The following is a 21417-nucleotide window of genomic DNA, read 5'->3' as shown; positions in this document are numbered from 1 at the left end:
GGTCAGCGCCTGCGCTGGTCGAGGCGGGTCACCAGCCGCAGTCCGACGGCGAAGAGCAGCGCGAATACGACTCCGGTGATCGCGAACCACACCCATGCCGACGGCTCCGCGGGCTTGGCGCCGAGCAGGAAGAAGACCGCCAGGAACACGGTGGTGGCGACGATTACGGTGCGGAACAGTTTGACAGGGCTCATCAGAGGTCTCCGTGCTGGAGGCGGCGCGTCCGGCCGCCGACGAAAGGGGCACCCGGTAATCACCGTGGGCGCGGGCCGCGTTTACATCGCGCAGGCGAATTCTCCCGCGAGTCGGCGGAACGAGCGTCCGGCCGAGCGGCAGAATCTGAAACAGTTGTTCAGCCACACCGCGGGAGGTCGCCATGACCCGAGCCCTGATCATCGTCGACGTCCAGAACGATTTCTGCGAGGGCGGTTCGCTCGCGGTCGCAGGCGGCGCCGCCGTGGCGGCGCGGATCAGCGAGCACCTCGCCGCGGCAAACTACGCGGTGGTCGTGGCCACCCGCGATCACCACATCGATCCCGGCGCGCATTTCTCCGACGAGCCCGATTACATCGACAGCTGGCCGCCGCACTGCCGGGTGGGCACGCCGGGCGCCGACTTCCACCCGGCCCTGACCACCGAGCCCATCCAGGCCGTCTTCTCCAAGGGCGCCTACTCGGCGGCCTACTCCGGGTTCGAGGGCACGACCGAGGACGGCACCGGGCTGGCCGACTGGCTGCACGACCGCGGCGTCGACGCCGTCGACGTGGTGGGCATCGCGACCGACCACTGCGTGCGCGCGACCGCGCTGGACGCGCGCATCGAGGGTTTCGACACTCGCGTCCTGCTCGATCTCACCGCGGGCGTCGCGCCCGAGACGGTCGCCACCGCGCTGGACCGCATGCGCGGAGCCGGCGTCGACATCGAAGGCGGCATCAGCCGGTAGACCGTCCGGTCTCGGCGACCGCCCTGCCCTGTCGGAGGCGCCGAGTAGGCTGCTCGCGTGCCCGAACTCCCGCCCGTTTCCGATCTTTTGGCCACCGCCGTGCAGGCGCTCGGCGGCAAGGAGCGCACCGGGCAGGTGACGATGGCCGCGGCGGTGGACCACGCGATCGACACCAAGGAGCATCTCGCCGTGCAGGCCGGGACGGGCACCGGCAAGTCGCTGGCGTATCTGGTGCCGAGCCTGCGCCACGCCGTGCGCACCGGCCGCACGGTGGTGGTCTCCACGGCCACGATCGCGCTGCAACGCCAGCTGGTCGACCGTGACCTCCCCCGCTTGGCGGAGGCGCTGAGCGGACCGCTGGGCCGCACGCCGAAGTTCGCGATCCTCAAGGGCCGCAACAACTATCTGTGCTTGAACAAGATCAACAGCGCTGTTCCCGACGAGCCCGCCGAAGCGGAGCTGTTCGACGCGTTCGCGATCTCGCGCCTCGGCCGCGAAGTGCAACGGCTCAACGAGTGGGCCTCCGACACCGAGACCGGCGACCGCGACGAACTCGCCCCCGGCGTGAGCGATCGGGCCTGGCGTCAGGTCAGCGTGTCGTCGCGGGAGTGCCTCGGCAAGTCGCGCTGCTCCTTCGGCCAGGATTGCTTCGCCGAGCGCGCCAGGACCGAGTCGGCGCAGGCCGACGTGGTGGTGACCAACCACGCGCTGCTGGCCATCGACGCGATCAGCGGCATCCAGGTGCTGCCCGAACACGACGTGGTGGTCATCGACGAGGCGCACGAGCTGGTCGACCGGGTCACCGGCGTGGCCACCGCAGAACTGACCTCGTCGGCGATCAGCGCGGCGGCCCGGCGCTGCGCCAAGCTCGTCGACGAGCAGGAGGTCGATCGCCTGGAAGGCGCCGCGGAGGCCTGGCACACCGCGCTGGAGGAGCTGCCCGCCGCCCGCTGGGACACCATGCCCGACGGCATCGCCCCCGTGCTCGCCTTGGTCCGCGACGCCGCGTGGAACGCGCGCACCGCACTCGCGCCGCCGGGCAGCACCACCGCGCAGGGCGACCCGGAGAGCTCCGCCGCCCGCACCATGGCACTGGCCGCGCTCGACGAGGTGCACGACACCGCGGTCCGCGCGCTGACGGCCTTCGACGAGCCGGATCCCGCTGCTCGCCGCGATGTCATCTGGCTGGCGGCCGACGAGGTCAGGGGTGTCGTGCGCCGGTCGCTGCGGATGGCGCCGCTGTCGGTGGGCGGACTGCTGCGCAGCAGGCTCTTCGGCACCGCGACCGTCGTGCTCACCTCCGCCACGTTGCAGATCGGCGGCTCGTTCGACGGCCTCGCGGTCACCTGGGGCCTGCCCGCGCAGTCGGGCAATCGCACCGATCCGGCCACCGCGAACGGCGCGCAGGCGCCGTCGGACGCCGAGGTGGTGCGCTGGAGTTCGCTCGATGTCGGCTCGCCGTTCGACCATGCCAAGTCGGGCATCCTCTACGTCGCCAAACACCTGCCCGCGCCGGGCCGCGACGGGCTCGCACCGGCTCACCTGGACGAGATCGAACGGCTGATCACGGCCGCGGGCGGGCGCACCCTCGGCTTGTTCTCCTCGATGCGCGCCGCTCGCGCGGCCACCGACGCGCTGCGCGAACGGCTGGATACCCCGGTACTGTGCCAGGGCGAGGACGCCACGGGCGCGTTGGTGCGCAAGTTCGCCGACGACCCGGAGACCTCCCTGTTCGGCACGCTGTCGCTGTGGCAGGGCGTCGACGTGCCCGGACCGTCGCTGAGCCTGGTCATCCTCGACCGCATCCCCTTCCCCCGCCCGGACGATCCGCTGCTGGCGGCCAGGCAGCGCGCCGTGGAGATGCGCGGCGGCAACGGCTTCATGACCGTGGCCGCCAACCACGCCGCTCTGCTGCTCGCGCAGGGCACCGGCCGCCTGCTGCGCAGCGTCGACGATCGCGGTGTGGTGGCCATCCTGGATTCCCGCCTCGCCACCGCCCGCTACGGCGGATACCTGCGCGCGTCGCTGCCGCCCTACTGGGAGACGGCCGACCCGGAGATCGTCGTCAAGGCACTGGGCAGGCTGGCCGCCGCGGCGACCGTGTGATACCAAACACACCGGCCGGAATCTATTTCCACTCGGAAGTAGATTGGGTGGCCGGTACTTCGGTGACCCCCCAATTCCCACATCGAGGTATCGGCCGGTCCCCGCGCCAAGCCCTGCACGCGGCGCGGGGACGTCACCGCCCCCCTTCTGGCCGCCGATCTCAGCCGCGCACGGCCACCGCGTCGACCTCGAACAGCATGCCCGGCAACGCGAGTGCCGCCACGCCGGTCAGCGTCTGCACGGGCGGGCGGTCACCCCAGATCTCCGCGATCTTCTTCCCGAGCACCGCCAGCTTCTCGAGATCGTGGTCGACGATGTGCGTCCGCAACTGCGCCACGTCGGCGAAGTCCACGTCGGCCGACCGCAAGGCGATGCCGAGATCGGCGAACGCACGGTCCACCTGAACCGCGAATTCCGCGCTGGTAGCGTGTCCTTCGGCGTCCGAGTCGTACTGCCCGGCGATGAACACCAGTTCCCCCCGCGTCACCGCCACGTGGCTGTAACCGAATCCGGTCGGGTCGTGCAGTTCACCGGGGTTGCTGATTTCCGCGGCCATGTTTCCTCCTTGCTCGGCCGGTAAGTGCCACAACACAGACGATTCAGCAGCCCGCGGCGTGACATGGCGAACCCATAGACCATCGCGGCGCGGCGACCGAGGTCACCGCGCCGCGAATACCGCTGCCCCGCAGGGTCAGAGCGCCCACTTCAGGATCAGCGTGAGCACGCCCGTCGCGACCGCGAGAACCACCGCGCCCACACCCCACACGAATCCGTGGCGCTGCCAAGGACGCCCCGCGTCCAAGGAGAACTTGCCCGGCCCGGTGAAGGGCAGCGCGGCGCCCACCACCGCGAACAGCACGCCCATCTCGTACCCTCCCAGCAGTCCACCGGCCCAGGTGGCGTTGATCGCGTTGATCATCGTGCCGAGCACGATGGCCCCGGCCAGCGGCGTCAGCAGACCGAGCAGCAACAGCAGGCCACCGCCGAGTTCGGTCAGGCCGGCCAGCGTGCCGAACACCTTGCCCGGGTTGTAGCCCATCTGCTCGAAGCCGTCGGCGTTGGCCTGCAGGCCGGGCCCACCCCACCAGCCGAAGAGTTTCTGCGCGCCGTGCGCCGCGAGCAGGCCGCCGAAGACGACGCGTACGACCAGCAGGCCGATATCGGGGGCGATGCCGTCCAGATCGCTTTCGCTGCCGGTTCTCTCGAGTACGGATTTGATGCTCATCGTGGTCCTCATCCCTGCGCGGTCGTTCCCGACATGATCGTTACTTCGGCAAATAAACGGACTGTGGTCCGATTCTCTCCGAGCCAACTGCCCTGCCACTCGGTCTATTCCACGGGCGGGCGGACGGGATGGTTCAGCGCGGCGACGAGCGGACGATCACTCAGCGAGGAAGAAGAAGTAACCGAGGAACACCAGCATCAGTGCCCACATCGCCGGGTGCACTTCCTTGATGCGGCCTTTGGCCACCATGACCACGGGGTACAGCAGCATGCCCATGGCCAGGCCGTTGGCGATGGAGTAGGTCAGCGGCATCATCACGATGGTGATGAACGCGGGCACCGAGTACTCCAGCCGGTTCCAGTCGATCGCACCGAGTGAGCGGGCCATCAGGATGCCGACCACGATGAGCGCGGGCGCGGTCACCTCGCTGGAACCCGCCACCACCGCGAAGATCGGATAGCAGAACATGGCGACGAGGAACCAGCCCGCCGTGGTGACGGCGGTCAACCCGGTCCGCCCGCCCGCCGAGACGCCCGCGGTCGATTCCACATACGCGGTCGTGGTGGAGGTGCCGATGACCGCGCCGGCCATGGTGCCCACCGAGTCCGCCGCCAGCGCGCTCGCGGCGCGCGGTAACTTGCCGTCCTCGTCCAGCAGCCCGGCCTGGTTCGCGACGCCGATCAGCGTGCCGGAGGCGTCGAAGAAGTCGACGAACAGCATGGTCAGCACCACCACGACCATCTGACCGGTGAACGCGTCGGGCAGATGGACGATCGCCTGGCCGAAGGTCTGCTCCAGCCCCTTCGGCGCGGCGAACAAGCCCTTGGGCAGTGCGACCAAGCCGCTGACGATGCCGACGATCGTGGTCAGCACGATGCCGTAGAGCACGGCGCCGTGCCAGCCGCGCACCAGGAACACCACCGTGACCAGCAACCCGAACAGCGCGAGCAAGGTGGTGCCCTTGGTGAAGTCGCCCAGCGTGACCAGCGTCGCGTCGCTGTTCACCACGATCCCGGCGTTCTTGAGTCCGAGGAAGGCCACGAACAATCCGATGCCAGCGCCCACGGCGAGCTTCAACTGCATCGGGATCGCGTTGAGTATGCGTTCGCGAACCTTCGTCACCGCGAGGACGAAGAAGATGGCTCCGGACAGGAACGTGCCCGACAGCGCGACCTGCCAGGGAATCCCCATGCCGAGCACCACCGTGTAGGCGAAGAACGCGTTGAGTCCCATGCCCGGCGCGAGCGCGATCGGATACCGCGCCCACAGCCCCATGACCAGCGTGCCGAACACCGCGGCGACGGCGGTGGCGGTGAACACCGCCTGCATCGGGATGCCCTTGTCGCCCAGCGCGCCCTGGTCGCCGAGCACCGCGGGGTTGACCGCGAGGACGTATGACATGGCGAGGAACGTGATGGTCCCCGCCATGAGTTCGCGTTTGACGGTCGAACCGGTCGAGCGAACCCCGAAATATCCGTCGAGGCGTCCTCGGGTCCGGTGCAGAACGTCGGTGACCATGGGTGACTCCAGTCGAGGAACGATTCGGGGCGGGCCAAGGGCACGGTAGCCGACGGTTCACTGGCAGGAACACCCGCGGCGGCGCCACCGTGACCGGCGCCACCCGAGCTAAGCGCTCGGGGCGGAGACCAGCCCGAACTCGGCGTCGGAGGCCAGCAGATCGCTGTGCGGCAGCACGCGCACTGTGTACCCGACCGCGCCGGACAGCGGCAGCGGCGTGTCCACGGTGAACAGCTCGGCGCCCGCGTCGGAACCGGCGTGCGTCATGGGCACGGTCGTGGTGTCGGACAGATCGTCGGTCGCCGACACCCGGCCGAGCACCGCCTGCACCACCACGTCCGGCACGCTCAGCCCACCGAGTTCGACCCGCGCGGTGAGCGACAGCCGCGCCCCGATCACCGGCGTGTCCGGCAATCCGGCGCTGTCCACCTGGATCACCTTGACCGATGGCCACGCCGACTCGATCCGGTGCCGGTATTCGGCGATGGCGCGCGCCACCGCGAAATCGTCCGCCGTCGCCCGTTGCGAGGCCGCGGCGGCCGGAGCGTAATACTGCACCGCGTAGTCGCGGACCATCCGGGAAGCCAGGACCTTCGGCCCCAGGGTCTGCAAGGTGTGACGGACCATCTCGACCCAGCGCACCGGCATCCCGGACGCGTCGCGCTCGTAGAAGCGCGGCGCCACGGCCCGTTCGAACAGGTCGTAGAGAGCGGCGGCCTCCAGATCGTCGCGGCGGTGTTCGTCCCGGACGCCCTCCGCGGTCGGAATGGCCCACCCGTTCTCACCGTCGTACATCTCGTCCCACCAGCCGTCCCGGATGGAGAGATTGAGCCCGCCGTTCAGCGCGGACTTCATACCGGAGGTGCCGCAGGCCTCCAGCGGGCGCAGCGGGTTGTTCAGCCAGACGTCACAGCCCCAGTACAGGTAGCGGGCCATCGACATGTCGTAGTCGGGCAGGAAGACGATCCGGTGCCGTACCTCGGGATCGTCGGCGAAGCGCACCACCTGCTGGATCAGCGCTTTGCCGCCGTCGTCGGCCGGATGACTCTTCCCCGCGACGACCAGCTGCACCGGCCGCCGCGGGTCCAGCAGCAGGGCGCGCAGCCGCTGCGGATCGCGCAGCATCAGGGTGAGCCGCTTGTAGGTCGGCACCCGGCGGGCGAACCCGACGGTCAGCACGTCCGGGTCGAAAACGCCGTTCACCCAGCCGAGTTCGGCCTCGGCGGCGCCGCGCTCCAGCCAGGACGCGCGCACCCTGCGGCGCACCTCGTCGACGAGGATGCCGCGCAGGGTGTTGCGGGTCGACCACAATTCGGTGAGATCGACATCGCGCAGCCTCTCCCAGCCGCGCCCCTCCTCGACCAGCTCCGCGCCGATGTGCTCGCGCGCCTTGTCCACCCACTCCCGCGCGGCCCAGGTGGTCGCGTGCACACCATTGGTGACCGAACCGATCGGCACCTCGGCCGGGTCGAAGCCCGGCCACAGCGAAGCGAACATCGACCGGCTCACCTCCCCGTGCAGTTTCGACACGCCGTTGGCGCGCTGCGCCAGCCGCAGGCCCATGTGCGCCATGTTGAACACCGACGGGTCGGCCTCCCGGCCGAGCGCCACGATCCGGTCCACCGAAAGGCCGGGCAGCAGGGCGGATTCGGATTCCCCGTGCGCACCGCCGAAATAGCGCCGCACCATCGGCATGGGGAACCGGTCGATACCTGCGGGGACCGGCGTATGCGTGGTGAACACCGTGCCCGCCCGCACGGCGGCGAGCGCGGTATCGAAATCCTGACCGGCCGCCACGAATTCGCGGATCCGCTCCACGCCGAGGAAACCCGCGTGGCCTTCGTTCATATGGAAGACGTCGGGGTCGGGCAGCCCGGCCGACGCGGTGTAGGCGCGCACCGCACGCACACCGCCGATGCCCGCGAGGATCTCCTGGCGGATGCGATGCTCCTGATCGCCTCCGTACAGCCGGTCGGTGACCGCGCGCAACTCCGGGTCGTTCTCCGCGATATCGGAATCGAGCAGCAGCAACGGAACCCGGCCGACCTGCGCGATCCACACCCGCGCGCGCAGCACCCTGCGATCGGGCATCGCGACGTGGATGAGCACCGGCGAACCGCCGGAGGTGAGCGCGCGCAGCGGCAGGCCCTGCGGATCCAGCGCCGGGTAGTGCTCGGCTTGCCAGCCGTCGGTCGTCAGCGACTGCCGGAAGTAGCCCGAGCGGTACAGCAAGCCGACGCCGATCAGCGGCAGACCCAGATCGGAGGCGGCCTTCAAGTGGTCTCCGGCCAGAATGCCAAGGCCCCCGGAATAATTCGGCAACACCTCCGTGACGCCGAACTCCATCGAGAAATAGGCGATGCCCCGCACGCCTTCCTCGCCCGCCCTGCGCTGGAACCAGCCCGGCGCCGCCAGGTACTCCCGCAGGTCGGCCGCCGCGGCGTCCACCCGTGCGACGTAGGCGGGGTCGGCGGCCAGCTCGTCCAAACGCGCCGCGGGCACCTCACCCAGCATCCGGACCGGGTCGTGCCCCATCTCCTGCCACCGCCGCGGATCGAGCGCGGCGAACAGGTCCTGCGTCGGCGGATGCCACGACCAGCGCAGATTCGTGGCGAGCTCCCCCAGGGCGGCCAGGCGCTCGGGCAGATGGGCACGGACGGTGAAACGACGCAATGCCTTCATTGGGTAGAACCTACACGGCGACCGCCCGGCGCGCCCCGCGTGACCAGCCCCCGCACAACGTTCCGACCAGCGGCTTTCCCGGAAACACACGGCGCGGCGAGCGACCGGCGCGACGGCCCGTAACGCTCTGCATCGTCACGGAACGGCCACACGACGCACCCGGTGCCCGCGTTCCCGCTACCCGATCGAGACCCGCGCTCGCTTGTGAACTCCGGAAGCCCGGGCAAACCCACAAGCTGTGCGGACCAACCGGCCGCACCAACCGAATCAGTACGGGAGTGATCGAGATGTGGATGACAGCACACCCAAATCGCGCCCGCGATCGGCGCTGGTCGCGCGCTGGAGCAGCGATCACAGGGTTCGGAGCGTTCGCGGCGGCATTCGTTCTCGTCGCACCCGCCGCCGGCGCGGCGGTCACGACGGCGACCGCGAGCCCGGCCCAAGGCACCAGTTTCGGTTTCGGTAACTACGGAACCAACTGCCAATACCGCGTGACGGCCACGGTGGACAACAATCCCTCGACGGAATCGGTGCAGTTCGCCGACAGTGCCGGGGGCACCTTCTCACCGAATCCCGCACCGGTGGTCGGCAACCAGGCCACCGCGGTCTGGATCCCCGACACCACCGGGCAACACACCATTTCCGCGACGCAAGGCGCCGCTCCCGCTTGGATCTCGCCGGTGATGACGGTGGGCAACGGGATGAACCTCGGCTTCGCGTGCCTGGTCATGCCGTGAGCGGCGGTTCCAGCACGTCGGATTGAGCGCCCGGGTGGTCACGCGATCGACGAGCGATCGCCGTCCGTGGCCACCCGGCGCCTCATCCTCATCGACCGCGGGAAATCGGTGGCCGCAGCGGATCCGAAGTGACAGCATCGGCTGATGCCGCACTGGGTCCACGTCCTCCCGCAGTTTCTGCCTGCCTGCCTGGTCATCGCCGCGCTGCCGGGGCCTGCGACGGCGTTGTTCCTGCAACGCTCGGTGCGCGACGGACGCACCGCGGGTCTGGCGGCGGTGGCCGGCAACGAGATCGGCGTGCTCGGCTGGACGCTGGCGGGCGGGGCCGGGCTGTCGGTTCTGCTGGTCGCGAACCGGGCCGCGAATACGGCGGTGCACGTCGTCGGCGCGCTGGTGCTGATCTGGCTCGGCGTGCAGGCATGGCGCGGCGCGCGCGGCGGCGGCGAGTTCGGCGGCGCGATGACGCGGATGCTCCCGGCGGGTCGCACGCCCGCCGCCGCCTTCCGCGCCTCGCTGATCTCGATCGCGGCCAATCCCAAAGCGGCGGTCTTCGGATTGACGATCCTGCCGCAATTCCTTCCCTCCGACGGGCCGGTGCTGCCGACGATGGTGATCCTGGCGCTCATCCAGTTGGTGATCGACACCGCGTGGTGCGTCGGCGTGGTCCTCGCCGCCGACCGCGCTGGCGTGTGGCTGCGCAGCACCGGCATCCGGCAGCGGGTCGAACGCGCCCTCGGCGTGATCCTCGTCGCGCTCGGCCTCGGCCTCGCCGCCGACGCACGCTGACCGAACGCCCAGCTCGGCCGCGGCCCGGACCGGCCGGAACAGAGTTCGAAAAATCGGCTGATCCGGTCCCGGCGGCCGGTTGCCGGTAGGTTGGGGTCCGTGACCGGCCGCATCGCTATCGATGACACTGCCCCGTCCATCCCAGGCGGCCGGCCCGCCAAGGCGGTGGTCGGCGAGGTATTCCCGGTGCGCACCGTGGTCTGGCGAGAGGGGCACGACGCCGTCGCCGCCACCCTCGTCGTGCGCGCCCCCGGCGCGTCGCGAGCCACCCGTGTCCGCATGACGCCGGACTACGAGCCCGACGTCTTCAACGCGACCTTCACGCCGAACACGCCGGGAGCCTGGACCTACCGGATCGAAGGATGGAGCGATCCGATCGCGACCTGGCGATCGGCGATCGAGGCGAAGCTGGCCGTGGGGCAGAGCGCCGCCGATCTGGCCAACGACCTGGAGCTGGGCGCCCGCCTGTTCGAGCGGGCGGCGCAAGCCGTCCCCAAGAAACAGTTCGAGCGCCTGCGCGCGGTCGCGGCGGCGCTGCGCGGCACCGATCAACTCCCCGCCCGGGTGGCCCCTGCCTTCACCGAGGAAGTCGCCGAGATCCTGCGCGCCACGCCGCTGCGCGACCTGGTCACCCGCGGGCCGCAGCACACCGTTCTGGTCGAGCGGCACCGGGCGCTCTACGGCTCCTGGTACGAGTTCTTCCCGCGCTCGACCGGCGGCCGCGACGCCAACGGCAAGCCCGTCCACGGCACGTTCGTCACCGCCGCCAAGGAACTTCCGCGCATCGCCGCCATGGGCTTCGACGTGGTGTACCTGCCGCCCATCCATCCGATCGGCGAGGTCAACCGCAAGGGCCGCAACAACGCGCTCACCGCGGAGCCGGGCGACGTCGGATCGCCGTGGGCCATCGGATCGCGGCACGGCGGGCACGACGCCGTGCATCCGGAACTGGGTACCGAAGCCGACTTCGCCGAGTTCGTCGTTGCGGCGCGGGAACTCGGCCTCGAAGTGGCGCTCGACCTCGCGCTGCAGTGCGCGCCCGACCATCCGTGGGTGCAGGCGCACCCCGAATGGTTCACCACCCTGCCCGACGGCACCATCGCCTACGCCGAGAACCCGCCGAAGAAGTACCAGGACATCTACCCGGTCAACTTCGACAACGACCCCGACGGGCTCTACGCCGAAGTGCTGCGCGTGGTCAAGCACTGGATCGAACTGGGCGTCAGAATCTTTCGGGTCGACAATCCGCACACCAAGCCCGCCGACTTCTGGGAGTGGCTGATCGCGAACGTCTGGCGCACCGACCCGGACGTCATCTTCCTGTCCGAGGCGTTCACCCGCCCGGCCCGGCTCTACGGGCTCGCCCGCCGCGGATTCAGCCAGTCCTACACGTATTTCACCTGGCGCGTCGCGAAATGGGAGCTGACGGAGTTCGGCAACGAATTGGCCGCGAAAGCCGACGAAGCCCGCCCGAACCTCTTCGTGAACACCCCGGACATCCTGCACGAGAGCCTCCAGCACGGCGGCCCTGGGATGTTCGCCATCCGCGCCGTCCTGGCCGCCACCCTCGCGCCGACCTGGGGCGTCTATTCCGGCTTCGAGCTGTTCGAGCACCAGGCGGTGCGCCCGGACAGCGAGGAGTACCTCGATTCGGAGAAGTACGAGCTGCGCCCGCGCCCGTTCGCCGAGGCGCTCGCGCGCGGGGAATCGCTGGAGCCATGGCTCACCCGGCTCAACGAGATCCGCCGAGCGCACCCCGCCCTGCAACAGTTGCGTTGCCTGCATTTCCACCACGTGGACAACGACGCGCTGATCGCCTACTCCAAGATCGACCCGGCCAGCGGCGACGCGGTGCTGGTCGTGGTGAACCTCAACCCCTTCGGCGCCGAGTGGGGCATGCTCTCGCTCGACCTGCCCGCCATCGGCCGCGAATGGCACGACCACCCGGTGGTGTACGACGAGGTCAGCGGCGAGGAATACCACTGGGCCCAGACCAATTACGTGCGCTTGGACCCTGCCCGGGCCGTCGCGCACATCATCGCCCTGCCCCCCGTGTCCCAGCAGGCTCGCACCGAGCTGGCCTACCGCAGGACGCTGCGATGAAACGCCGCGACCTCATGCTTCTCGCGGCGGGCACCCATACCGACCCGCACACCGTGCTCGGCGCGCACCCCCATCCCGACGGCACCGCCGTCCGGGTGCTGCGCCCGCACGCGGAGACCGTGTCGGTGCGCGTCGGCGGCGATGACCATGAACTGAAGTCCCTCGGTCACGGCGTCTTCGCCGCCGTGCTGCCGTACCCGGAGATCATGGACTATCGCGTCGTGACGACCTACCCGGGCGGCCGGACCGTCATCGGCGCCGACGGCTACCGCTTCCTGCCCACGCTCGGCGAACTCGACCTGCACCTGATCGGCGAAGGCCGCCACGAACGCCTCTGGGAAGTGCTCGGGGCGCACCCGCGCCGCTACCCGACGCTCGACGGTGACGTCGCGGGCACCTCGTTCGCGGTGTGGGCGCCGAACGCGCGCGGCGTCACCGTGATCGGGGACTTCGACGGCTGGAGCGGCAACACCGCGCCGATGCGCGCGCTGGGGTCGTCCGGGATCTGGGAGGTCTTCGTCCCCGGCGTCGAACCGGGCTGCAAGTACAAATACCGCGTGCACGGCGCCGACGGACGGACCGTCGACCACGCCGACCCGCTGGCCTTCGCCGCCGAACACCCGCCGGCCACGGCGTCGGTGGTCACCGAGAGCCATCACGTGTGGCAGGACAGCGCCTGGCTCGAACAGCGCGCTGCCACCGACCCCACCCGCGCCCCGATGAGCGTCTACGAAGTGCATCTCGGTTCGTGGCGGCCCGGCCTCGGCTATCGCGAACTGGCCGATCAGCTCGCCGAGTACGTGCGGGCCACCGGATACACCCACATCGAATTGCTCCCCATCGCCGAGCATCCGTTCGGCGGGTCGTGGGGCTACCAGGTCACCTCCTACTACGCGCCGACGGCGCGATTCGGCTCCCCCGACGACTTCCGCGCGTTCGTCGACCGCATGCACGCGGCGGGCATCGGCGTCCTGCTGGACTGGGTCCCCGCTCATTTCCCGCGCGACGAGTGGGCGCTGGCCCGATTCGACGGCACCCCGCTCTACGAGCACGCCGACCCGCGCCGGGGCGAGCAACTCGACTGGGGCACCTACGTGTTCGACTTCGGCAGGCACGAAGTGCGCAACTTCCTCATCGCCAACGCCCGCTACTGGATCGAGGAATTCCACATCGACGGCCTGCGCGTCGACGCCGTCGCGTCCATGCTCTACCTGGACTACTCCCGCGCCGAGGGCCAGTGGGAGCCCAACGTCCACGGCGGCCGGGAGAACCTGGAGGCCGTCGACTTCCTGCAAGACCTCAACGAGACGCTGCACCGGCATCACCCCGGCGTCGTGACCATCGCCGAGGAGTCCACCACCTGGCCCGGCGTCACCCGCGGCATCGACGTCGGCGGTCTCGGCTTCACCATGAAATGGAACATGGGCTGGATGCACGACACCCTCGGGTTCCTCGGCCGCGACCCGGTGCACCGCTCCTGGCACCACAACGAGATCACCTTCTCGCTGGTCTACGCCTGGAGCGAGAACTACGTGCTGCCGATCAGCCATGACGAGGTCGTGCACGGCAAAGGCACACTGTGGACCAGGATGCCAGGCGACGATTTCGCCAAAGCCGCCGGCGTACGGGCGCTGCTGGCCTACATGTGGGCCCACCCGGGTAAACAACTGCTGTTCATGGGGCAGGATTTCGGCCAGTTCCGGGAGTGGTCGCACGATCGCGGCCTGGACTGGCAGGAGCTGCAGAACCCGCTACACCAGGGCATCACCACGCTGGTGCGCGACCTGAACGCCGTCTACCGCGCCCACCCCGCACTGTGGAGCCAGGACGCCACCCCCGGCGGCTACGCCTGGATCGAGGCGAACGACCGGTCGAACAACGTGCTGGCGTTCCTTCGCTACGGCTCCGACGGCTCGGTAGTGGCCTGCGTCTACAACTTCTCCGGATCGGCGCACGACGCGTACCGCATCGGCCTGCCGCACCGAGGCCCCTGGCTGGAGATCCTCAACACCGACGCCGTGGACTACGGCGGCTCCGGCCTCGGCAACCTGGGCGAGGTGACGGCGACCGACGAGCCGTGGCACGACCGTCCCGCCTCTGCCACCGTGACGCTCGCACCGCACAGCGCGGTCTGGCTGCGTCCGGCCTGACCGGCCGCCCGCCGCACCGGAATCAGTACAGCGCCGCCGCCAGCTTGCGGCGCGCGGCCACGACGAACGGCTCGGCCTGGTCGAACAGCTCGAACAGCTCCAGCAGGCGGGTACGCGCCTTGGTGCGATCGTCGCCGGAAGTCCGCTTGACGACGGCGATCAGCCGATCGAAGGCCGCTTCGGGCCGCTGCTGGAACAATTCGAGATCAGCGGCTTTGATCGCGGCATCGACATTCGACGGGTCGGCGTCGGCATCGGCGATGGCCGACTCCGGCAGTTCCTGGGCCCTGGCGAGGAAGCGCAACTGCCGCAGCGCGCCCTTGGCCTCCTCGTTCGCCGGTTCGGCGTCGATAATCGCTTGGTAGGCGGCCTCCGCGCCCGCCAGGTCACCGTGCTCGAGCGCCGCCTCGGCCGCCGCGAAACGCGGGTCCTCCGCCTCGGCCTGCGGCTGCGGCCCGCCCTCCAGCTTGCCCGCCACCGCGTCGACCACGGCGTTCAACCACTGCCGCACCTGCGGCTCCGGCTGAGCGCCCTCGAAATCGGCCAGCGGCTGCCCGGCCGCGATCGCGATGACCGTCGGGATGCCCTGCACCCGCAGCGCCTGCGCGATGCGCATATTGGCCTCGGCCTCGACGGCGGCCAGATCCCAGGCGCCACCGTCGGCGGCCACCAGGCGTTCCAGCGTCCGCACCAGTTCGATGCTGCCCGGACTGCGCTGCGAGTACAGCACCACCACCACGGGCACCTGCATCGACCGGCGCAGGACCTTGGTCTCGAAATCGGCCTCGGAGACCGCGTGGTCGCCACCGGCCGGACCGCCCGCGCCACCGGCGGGCTGCTTCAGGCTGGACAGATCGACCGCCCCGGACATGGCGGCGGCGACAGCGGGCGAAGGACGGCGTGCGGCTGGTCGATTCACGACCTCCAGTTTGTCACGACGTGGCGGATGCGGGTGCCCCGGACTCGAACGAACCGGCGTTGCTCAGCTCACCCAACCGCCCCGTGCGCACCGCCCAGATCTCGAACAGCACCGTGCAGAACGGCGGGATGCTCGACACCAGCGCCAGAACGGTGGTCTTGGCGTTCCAGCCCAGCTCGCGCGCCGCCACGATCGCGGTGATCACGAACAGCACGAACACGATGCCGTGCGTCATGCCGAACACCTTGACCGGCCACAACACCGGCTCGGGAATCCGCTTGAACACCATGCCGATGATCAACAGCAGCCAGGAGATCGCCTCGAGCACCGCGATGAAACGAAACCGCTTGGCCACCGTGCTCAGGTCGAAGACATTGCCCATGCGCCCATTCTGCCGGATGCACTACAGGCTGTCGTAGTGAGCTGTGTCTAGTTTGATTGGCCGCGACTGCGTCGCGACGTGTTCGCGGCCCCTTTATGGCTCGCGTGTGCGCGACCGCCGCTTGCTCCTTCGTCGCCTACGCGGCGGCCGCGCACACGCGAGCCGGGCCGCGAACGGAACAGGCTCGGTCTCGCTTCGCTCGAAAGACGGAGTTGCGGTGCGCTGAGCACGCCGGCAACGGAAAATCGCTACTTGGAGCACGCGGGTTGTAGTCGCTCTATCGGCTCGGCTGCCGGGTGCTCCTTGGTGGCTTCACGCGACGGCCGCGCAGACGTCGAACCGGGCCATGAACCCGCAATACTCGGTCTCGCTGCGCTCGAAAGACGTAGTAGCGATGCGCCGGGCACGTCAGCATGCGAACTCGAGATCACGGGCACCCGAAGCGGCCGATTCCGCCGCGCCGTCACGTGCTCGCCGCCTGCAAATCCACGGCGCTTGCCCTGCCGCCGCGCGCCGCGAACTGGGCCGCGAACCGCACAGGCTCGGTCTCCCTACGCCCGAACCCGTGGGCGAGTTCTGGTGCGGTTGTGTGATTCGGTGATCTGCCGAAGCCATTTTCAGCGGGGTCGTGAGGTGACCACTGCTGGCTCGCGACGAACTCAGTGGCCACCCGTCGTCCCCGATCGGTCATCGTGGCGATAGCTTGCTGCTTCGTCAGCAGAACGACCGATGGCCGCCCACATCGGGACGGCCATCGGCAGGATTCAGCAGGAGCATCGCTCCGCCGGGCTCAGACGCGCACGATCAGCGCGTCGCCCTGACCGCCGCCGCCGCAGAGCGCGGCCGCGCCGATGCCGCCGCCGCGGCGCTTCAGCTCCAGCACCAGGTGCAGCAGGATGCGGGCGCCGGACATGCCGAGCGGGTGGCCGATGGCGATGGCGCCACCGTTGACGTTCACCTTCTCCGGGTCGATGCCCAGTTTGCGGGTGGAGGCGATGCCGACGGCGGCGAACGCCTCGTTGATCTCCACCAGGTCCAGGTCGGTGGGCGAGATGCCCTCACGCGCGCAGGCTTTGGCGATCGCGTTGGCGGGCTGATCCTGCAGGGTCGAGTCCGGACCGGCGACCACGCCGGCCGCGCCGATCTCGGCGATCCAGGACAAGCCGAGCGCCTGCGCCTTCTCCTTGCTCATCACCACGACCGCGGCGGCGCCGTCGGAGATCTGCGACGCGGTGCCCGCGGTGATCGTGCCGTCTTTGCGGAACGCCGGACGCAGCTTGGCCAGCGACTCCACCGTGGTGTCGGCGCGAATGCCCTCGTCCGTGGTCACCAGCACCGGATCGCCCTTGCGCTGCGGCACCGCGACCGGGACGACCTCGTCATCGAACACGCCGTTCTTCCACGCCGCCGCGGCACGCTGATGCGAAGCCGCCGCGAACGCGTCCTGATCCTCCCGGCTGATCCGGTCGGCCTCGTTGCGCGACTCGGTGAGCGCGCCCATCGCCTGATCGGTGAAGATGTCGTGCAGACCGTCGTAGGCCATGTGATCGCGCAGGGTCACGTCGCCGTACTTGAAGCCCTCCCTGCTCTTCTCCAGCAGGTGCGGCGCCTGGCTCATGGACTCCTGACCACCCGCGACGACGATCTCGTACTCGCCCGCCCGGATCAGCTGGTCGGCCAGCGCGATCGCGTTGATGCCCGACAGGCAGACCTTGTTCAGCGTCAGCGCGGGCACGTCCATCGGAATACCGGCGGCCACCGCCGCCTGCCGGGCCGGGATCTGCCCCGCGCCCGCGGTCAGCACCTGACCCATGATCACGTAATCGACCTGGTCGGGCGCGACGCCGCCCTTCTCCAGCGCCGCCTTGATCGCGAACCCGCCGAGATCGGAACCGCTGAAGTCCCTCAGACCTCCGAGCAGCCTGCCGACCGGGGTACGTGCACCGGAGACGATCACGGAAGTGGTCACGACGAGCCTCGCATTCGTAGATCGGACCTGCTCGTGCCCCCGCCGGGCAATGCGAGAGCAGGTGTTCCTACTCAACGGTAGCGGGTGCGTCCCGCGCACCCCGTGCCAGGTCGCGCTACCTTCGAATGGTGAGCAACGTTATCGAACAGTCATCTTTCATCCCCGCGGACTACGTCACCGCGGTCGACCACGTCGGCATCGCCGTGCCGGACCTGGACGCCGCGGTCGCCTGGTACGCGGAGAACCTGGGCATGATCGAGACCCATCGCGAGGTCAACGAGGCCCAGGGGGTGCACGAGGCGATGCTGTCGCTGCCCGGCGCTCCCGACCGCGCCACTGCCCTGCAGTTGCTGGCCCCCCTCAACGCGGAATCGACGATCGCGAAGTTCATCGACCGCAGCGGGCCCGGCTTGCAGCAACTGGCCTACCGGGTGACCGACATCGAGGCCGTCTCGGCGTACCTGCGCGCCAAGGGTCTGCGTTTGCTGTACGACGCTCCGCGGCACGGAACGGCTGATTCCCGCATCAATTTCATCCACCCGAAGGATGCTGGAGGTGTGCTGATCGAGTTGGTCGAACCGAGCGCGGATGTTACGCACTAGTATCGGCGTCAGGCGGGGAAAACTCGTTGGAATGACATTCGCAGTCGAGTCACCATCGGCTGTCTTCAGGCTGTAGTTTGTGTGCCATGTCGTCACCCGAGTCCGATCGCAATCGCTTCGTTGCACTGCCCTTCACCGTTGTGCGCAAGGGTTATGCGCAAGACGAGGTGCGTAATTACTTCGACCGCTTCGACGCGGAACTGAGAGTCACCGCCACCGACCGCGATGCGGCTGCGGCCCAAGCACGTAACCTCGCGAGCCAGCTGGAAGACGCGCGCGACGAGATCGACGAGCTCCGCAAGGAGGTCGACCGACTCTCGGTGCCGCCGACCACCGCGGAAGGCATGTCCGACCGTATTTCCCGCATGCTCCGGCTCGCCTCCGACGAGGCGTCCGAGGTTCGTGCTCTGGCGCAGGCCGAGGCCGCCGAAATGGTGTCGATCGCCGAGCAGCAGGCCACCGAGATGCGTGGCAAGTACGAGTCGCTGCTCGCCGAGACCAAGGAGAAGCGCGAGGCGCTCGAAATCGAATTCGAGCAGACCCTCGCGAACGCGCGCACCGAATCCGCCAAGATCATCGAGGCCGCCCAGGCCGAGGCCGACCGCATCGCGAAGGAAGCCGACGCGAAGCGCAAGGCCACCCAGCAGGAGTTCGAGGCCACCATGGCCGAGCGTCGCACCAAGCTCACCCGCGCCATGGAGGAGCTGGAGGCCACCAGCCGCGCCGAAGCCGCTCAGCGGATCAAGGACGCGACCGACGAGGCCAACCGCCTGATCACCTCCGCCACGCAGACCTCCGAGCGCAAGATCGCGCACGCGAAGGAACTGGCCGAGGAGATGCGCGTGCTGCGCGGCCGCGTGCTCGCCCAGCTGCTCGGTATCCGCGGTCAGCTCGACTCGGTGCCCGCGATGCTCGCCGCGGTCAATCGGGAGAGCGAACTGCTCGACGGTGTCCCGGATCAGCGCAAGTCGATCGGCGGCAACACCAAGTCGGTCACCGGCTCCCGGCAGAAGGCGATCCCCGAGGTCGCCACCGAGGACGACGAGATCGACGCGGACGAGCGCGAGAGCGCCGACATCAGCAACTGACGTCGGACCACGGCGACTGCGGCAAAACGAACCGAATTCACCGAAGGCCGCCCCATCCGGGGCGGCCTTCCTTAATTCCGGGGCATGGTCGGCCTGTGCCCTCCGGGCGTCAGGACCAGCGCCGGGTGATCCGCCGAGTACGGCGCCCGTTCCAGCACCCGTGATGCCAATGCCGCCGGTCTTCCTCTCCGCCGTAAGCGGGCCACGCGACGACGTGCGCGACGCCGGGCGGAATCTCGTGATCACAGCCGGGACAGCGATAGGTCTTCATCGCGCGAGCCCCCGGAATGGTGCGGACCACATACGTCTCCTCACCGTCGGGACCCGATTCGGTCCGCCCGAAGACATCGCCGATCGGCGATCCGCCCGACCGCGAGTGATCAGCATGGCGATCCGAACGCGGTTTCCGGCGGGGCATGCGACAAGCGTATTACTCGCCCCCGCGTGCCCCGCGGGCCCCCGAGTTCAGAACAAGCGGAATTCGTTGCTCTCCGTGCCGCGTAGGGCCTCGTAATCGAGTGTGAGACAGCGGATGCCGCGGTCTTCCGCCAGCGTGCGCGCCTGCGGCTTGATCTGCTGCGCGGCGAAGACGCCCGCCACCGGGGCCAGCAGCGGGTCCCGGTTCAGCAACTCGAGGTAGCGGGTGAGCTGTTCGACGCCGTCGATCTCGCCGCGCCGTTTGATCTCCACCGCGACGGTGCCGCCGTCGGCGTCCCGGCACAGCAGGTCCACCGGGCCGATCGCGGTCATGTACTCGCGGCGGATGAGGGTGTAGCCCGCGCCGAGGGTGTGCACGTGCTCTGCCAGCAGCTCTTGCAGATGGGCCTCGACACCGTCTTTCACCAGGCCCGGGTCGACGCCGAGTTCGTGCGAGGAGTCGTGCTCGATGTCCTCGATGGTGATGCGGAGTTCCTCACCGGCTTTGTTGGCGACGACCCACAGCGCCTTCGCGCCATCAGGGAGTTGCGCGTCGCCGTTGCGTTCCTCCAGCCAGCACGGGGGGCTCATCCAGTTCAACGGCTTGTACGAGCCGCCGTCGGAGTGCACGAGCACCGAGCCGTCCGCTTTCATCAGCAGTAGCCTGCGGGCCATCGGGAGATGGGCGGTGAGTCGCCCTACGTAGTCGACCTGACAGCGAGCAATCACTAGGCGCACCCAAGCACTGTAGGCGAACGCCCGTACCCGGGTGTCGTCAGCCCATGAGCAGAATCGCCGCGAGCACCACGCTGACGGCCAGCAAGGCGCTCTCGACGCGCGTGAGCCGCCGCCGAGTGGTCGTCCTTGCCCAGATCATGCAGAACCCGACCACGGTGCCGATCAGCAACGCCACCAAGTGACCGACCTGGGTGAAGGTCTGCTCGATGAGCACACCCTCGACCGCGACGATGGACCACAGCGTCGACCAAGCGGCACGCCACCGGTACGGCAGCGCGGCCACCAGCGCGCCGATCAGCGCCATGGCGCCGTAGCTGACGCCGACGTCCTCGGCCCAGCGGATGCTCGCGGGCACCCATCCCGCCTCCACACCCACCCACAGGCCGGCCGCGACGAACAGCGTGGCGCCGATGTGGCCGGCCAGGAAGACGCGCACCAATCGCAGCGCGCCGAAGCGCAGCTCCGCGAGCGCGAGCAGACACGCGAGCAGCGGGATGATCACCCACGACCCGACGACGTCGCCGATCACGAACGCGCTCGCCAGCAACGTCCCGAGCCGGCCGTCCAACAGGTTCTGCAGGTTGGTGCTCGCGTGCAGCACCATCCGGGCCTGTGCGGAGTCGCTCAGCACGGAGAAGACTGCCGAGACGGCGACCAGCCCTGCCAAGTACACGGCCGTCGCGGGCAGCCTCGGCCGCCACCACCGCGGTCGCGTTGTCGTGGCGGATTCGGGCGGCGCCGGGCGGTCCGGCGTCGTCGCGACGAGCATGCATACCTCCGTTGTTCACGCGGAACGGCGATCTCTCCCCCACCGTCCATCATCATCGTCCGCACGCTGCGTAGGCTTGGAGTTCCCTACGAAATTGCCACGAAACGTTCTCGTCTCGCAAAACGACGAAAGGCCCTCGACTGTGTCGAGGGCCTTTCGTGAAAGGATGTTCCGGCGGTGTCCTACTCTCCCACACCCTGTCGAGTGCAGTACCATCGGCGCTGGCAGGCTTAGCTTCCGGGTTCGGAATGGGACCGGGCGTTTCCCCACCGCTATGACCGCC

At 69.2% G+C, this 21417-nt stretch carries 19 protein-coding genes and 1 rRNA gene; 8 read left to right on the top strand and 12 right to left on the bottom strand.

The features are described 5' to 3' along the window. Positions 1-2 precede the first annotated feature (2 nt). On the bottom strand, positions 3-194 hold the full coding sequence (locus tag U3653_RS04295) for a hypothetical protein (RefSeq protein WP_195077333.1): 192 nt from the start codon (positions 192-194) through the stop codon (positions 3-5). Between the two features lie 182 nt (positions 195-376). Between U3653_RS04295 and U3653_RS04290 the strand changes: the two genes are divergently transcribed. Both U3653_RS04290 and U3653_RS04285 read left to right on the top strand, forming a co-directional pair. Further along, entirely contained in the window at positions 377-943 is a 567-nt protein-coding gene (locus tag U3653_RS04290) for an isochorismatase family protein (protein ID WP_195077332.1), read from the top strand. Between the two features lie 57 nt (positions 944-1000). After that, positions 1001-3049 carry an ATP-dependent DNA helicase gene (locus U3653_RS04285; protein WP_195077331.1) on the top strand — a complete coding sequence of 683 codons (2049 nt, stop codon included), beginning with the start codon at positions 1001-1003 and terminating at the stop codon, positions 3047-3049. Positions 3050-3209: 160 nt separating this feature from the next. Here U3653_RS04285 and U3653_RS04280 read toward each other — a convergent pair whose 3' ends face one another. The 4 genes from U3653_RS04280 to glgP all read right to left on the bottom strand — a co-directional run bounded on the left by U3653_RS04280 (position 3210) and on the right by glgP (position 8474). After that, complete coding sequence (locus U3653_RS04280; RefSeq protein WP_195077330.1) at positions 3210-3605, bottom strand: RidA family protein; 396 nt, start codon at positions 3603-3605, stop codon at positions 3210-3212. A 135-nt stretch (positions 3606-3740) separates the two neighbouring features. Then, positions 3741-4274, bottom strand: coding sequence for a DoxX family protein (locus U3653_RS04275; protein ID WP_195077329.1), 534 nt, complete (start codon positions 4272-4274; stop codon positions 3741-3743). Positions 4275-4430: 156 nt separating this feature from the next. Further along, positions 4431-5792 (bottom strand): NCS2 family permease, encoded by a 1362-nt coding sequence (locus U3653_RS04270; RefSeq protein ID WP_323123952.1) that lies wholly within the window; start codon positions 5790-5792, stop codon positions 4431-4433. A gap of 108 nt (positions 5793-5900) precedes the next feature. Next, the gene (glgP, locus tag U3653_RS04265) at positions 5901-8474 is read right to left on the bottom strand and encodes an alpha-glucan family phosphorylase (RefSeq protein ID WP_195077328.1); all 2574 of its coding nucleotides are present in this window, start codon (positions 8472-8474) and stop codon (positions 5901-5903) included. 293 nt (positions 8475-8767) lie between these two features. On the opposite strand from glgP, the gene U3653_RS04260 reads away from it, so the two are divergent. The 4 genes from U3653_RS04260 to glgB all read left to right on the top strand — a co-directional run bounded on the left by U3653_RS04260 (position 8768) and on the right by glgB (position 14250). Next, positions 8768-9211: a hypothetical protein gene (locus U3653_RS04260; RefSeq protein WP_195077327.1), complete on the top strand. Its 444-nt coding sequence runs from the start codon at positions 8768-8770 to the stop codon at positions 9209-9211. A 144-nt stretch (positions 9212-9355) separates the two neighbouring features. Beyond that, complete coding sequence (locus U3653_RS04255) at positions 9356-9997, top strand: LysE family translocator (RefSeq protein ID WP_195077326.1); 642 nt, start codon at positions 9356-9358, stop codon at positions 9995-9997. A 99-nt stretch (positions 9998-10096) separates the two neighbouring features. Then, positions 10097-12100 (top strand): alpha-1,4-glucan--maltose-1-phosphate maltosyltransferase, encoded by a 2004-nt coding sequence (locus U3653_RS04250; protein WP_195077325.1) that lies wholly within the window; start codon positions 10097-10099, stop codon positions 12098-12100. Continuing rightward, a complete protein-coding gene (glgB, locus tag U3653_RS04245; RefSeq protein ID WP_195077324.1) occupies positions 12097-14250 on the top strand; it encodes a 1,4-alpha-glucan branching protein GlgB in 2154 nt (717 codons plus the stop codon). Before U3653_RS04250 ends, glgB begins: the two co-directional genes overlap by 4 nt. A 22-nt stretch (positions 14251-14272) precedes the next feature. Here glgB and U3653_RS04240 read toward each other — a convergent pair whose 3' ends face one another. From U3653_RS04240 to U3653_RS04230, 3 genes are all read right to left on the bottom strand, one after another. Further along, positions 14273-15121: a tetratricopeptide repeat protein gene (locus U3653_RS04240; RefSeq protein ID WP_195077885.1), complete on the bottom strand. Its 849-nt coding sequence runs from the start codon at positions 15119-15121 to the stop codon at positions 14273-14275. Positions 15122-15182: 61 nt separating this feature from the next. Further along, positions 15183-15551: a DUF3817 domain-containing protein gene (locus U3653_RS04235; protein ID WP_195077323.1), complete on the bottom strand. Its 369-nt coding sequence runs from the start codon at positions 15549-15551 to the stop codon at positions 15183-15185. Positions 15552-16341: 790 nt separating this feature from the next. Then, complete coding sequence (locus tag U3653_RS04230; RefSeq protein WP_195077322.1) at positions 16342-17520, bottom strand: acetyl-CoA C-acetyltransferase; 1179 nt, start codon at positions 17518-17520, stop codon at positions 16342-16344. A 128-nt stretch (positions 17521-17648) separates the two neighbouring features. Between U3653_RS04230 and mce the strand changes: the two genes are divergently transcribed. Next, positions 17649-18122 (top strand): methylmalonyl-CoA epimerase, encoded by a 474-nt coding sequence (mce, locus tag U3653_RS04225; protein WP_324722338.1) that lies wholly within the window; start codon positions 17649-17651, stop codon positions 18120-18122. A gap of 86 nt (positions 18123-18208) precedes the next feature. After that, entirely contained in the window at positions 18209-19210 is a 1002-nt protein-coding gene (locus U3653_RS04220) for a coiled-coil domain-containing protein (protein ID WP_195077320.1), read from the top strand. A gap of 109 nt (positions 19211-19319) precedes the next feature. Here U3653_RS04220 and U3653_RS04215 read toward each other — a convergent pair whose 3' ends face one another. The 4 genes from U3653_RS04215 to rrf all read right to left on the bottom strand — a co-directional run. Beyond that, positions 19320-19628: an Rv1322 family protein gene (locus tag U3653_RS04215; RefSeq protein ID WP_323123953.1), complete on the bottom strand. Its 309-nt coding sequence runs from the start codon at positions 19626-19628 to the stop codon at positions 19320-19322. Between the two features lie 47 nt (positions 19629-19675). Further along, complete coding sequence (nucS, locus tag U3653_RS04210) at positions 19676-20365, bottom strand: endonuclease NucS (RefSeq protein WP_067803166.1); 690 nt, start codon at positions 20363-20365, stop codon at positions 19676-19678. Positions 20366-20402: 37 nt separating this feature from the next. Then, on the bottom strand, positions 20403-21134 hold the full coding sequence (locus U3653_RS04205; RefSeq protein WP_195077319.1) for a rhomboid-like protein: 732 nt from the start codon (positions 21132-21134) through the stop codon (positions 20403-20405). A 169-nt stretch (positions 21135-21303) separates the two neighbouring features. Further along, positions 21304-21417: ribosomal RNA gene (rrf, locus tag U3653_RS04200) — 5S ribosomal RNA — on the bottom strand; the annotation flags it as partial.

This window comes from Nocardia implantans (assembly GCF_035544775.1).
Lineage (GTDB): Bacteria > Actinomycetota > Actinomycetes > Mycobacteriales > Mycobacteriaceae > Nocardia > Nocardia implantans.
This window is presented reverse-complemented; position numbering and strand designations above follow the sequence as displayed.

Bases quoted from the DNA above. Each gene is read 5' to 3' on its own strand.
- U3653_RS04270 (WP_323123952.1), bottom strand. From the start codon at position 5,792: ATGGTCACCGACGTTCTGCACCGGACCCGAGGACGCCTCGACGGATAT.
- U3653_RS04235 (WP_195077323.1), bottom strand. From the start codon at position 15,551: ATGGGCAATGTCTTCGACCTGAGCACGGTGGCCAAGCGGTTTCGTTTC.
- glgP (WP_195077328.1), bottom strand. From the start codon at position 8,474: ATGAAGGCATTGCGTCGTTTCACCGTCCGTGCCCATCTGCCCGAGCGC.
- U3653_RS04240 (WP_195077885.1), bottom strand. From the start codon at position 15,121: ATGTCCGGGGCGGTCGATCTGTCCAGCCTGAAGCAGCCCGCCGGTGGC.
- U3653_RS04255 (WP_195077326.1), top strand. From the start codon at position 9,356: ATGCCGCACTGGGTCCACGTCCTCCCGCAGTTTCTGCCTGCCTGCCTG.
- U3653_RS04275 (WP_195077329.1), bottom strand. From the start codon at position 4,274: ATGAGCATCAAATCCGTACTCGAGAGAACCGGCAGCGAAAGCGATCTG.
- U3653_RS04295 (WP_195077333.1), bottom strand. From the start codon at position 194: ATGAGCCCTGTCAAACTGTTCCGCACCGTAATCGTCGCCACCACCGTG.
- U3653_RS04220 (WP_195077320.1), top strand. From the start codon at position 18,209: ATGTCGTCACCCGAGTCCGATCGCAATCGCTTCGTTGCACTGCCCTTC.
- U3653_RS04280 (WP_195077330.1), bottom strand. From the start codon at position 3,605: ATGGCCGCGGAAATCAGCAACCCCGGTGAACTGCACGACCCGACCGGA.
- glgB (WP_195077324.1), top strand. From the start codon at position 12,097: ATGAAACGCCGCGACCTCATGCTTCTCGCGGCGGGCACCCATACCGAC.
- U3653_RS04215 (WP_323123953.1), bottom strand. From the start codon at position 19,628: ATGCCCCGCCGGAAACCGCGTTCGGATCGCCATGCTGATCACTCGCGG.
- U3653_RS04290 (WP_195077332.1), top strand. From the start codon at position 377: ATGACCCGAGCCCTGATCATCGTCGACGTCCAGAACGATTTCTGCGAG.
- U3653_RS04205 (WP_195077319.1), bottom strand. From the start codon at position 21,134: ATGCTCGTCGCGACGACGCCGGACCGCCCGGCGCCGCCCGAATCCGCC.
- U3653_RS04260 (WP_195077327.1), top strand. From the start codon at position 8,768: ATGACAGCACACCCAAATCGCGCCCGCGATCGGCGCTGGTCGCGCGCT.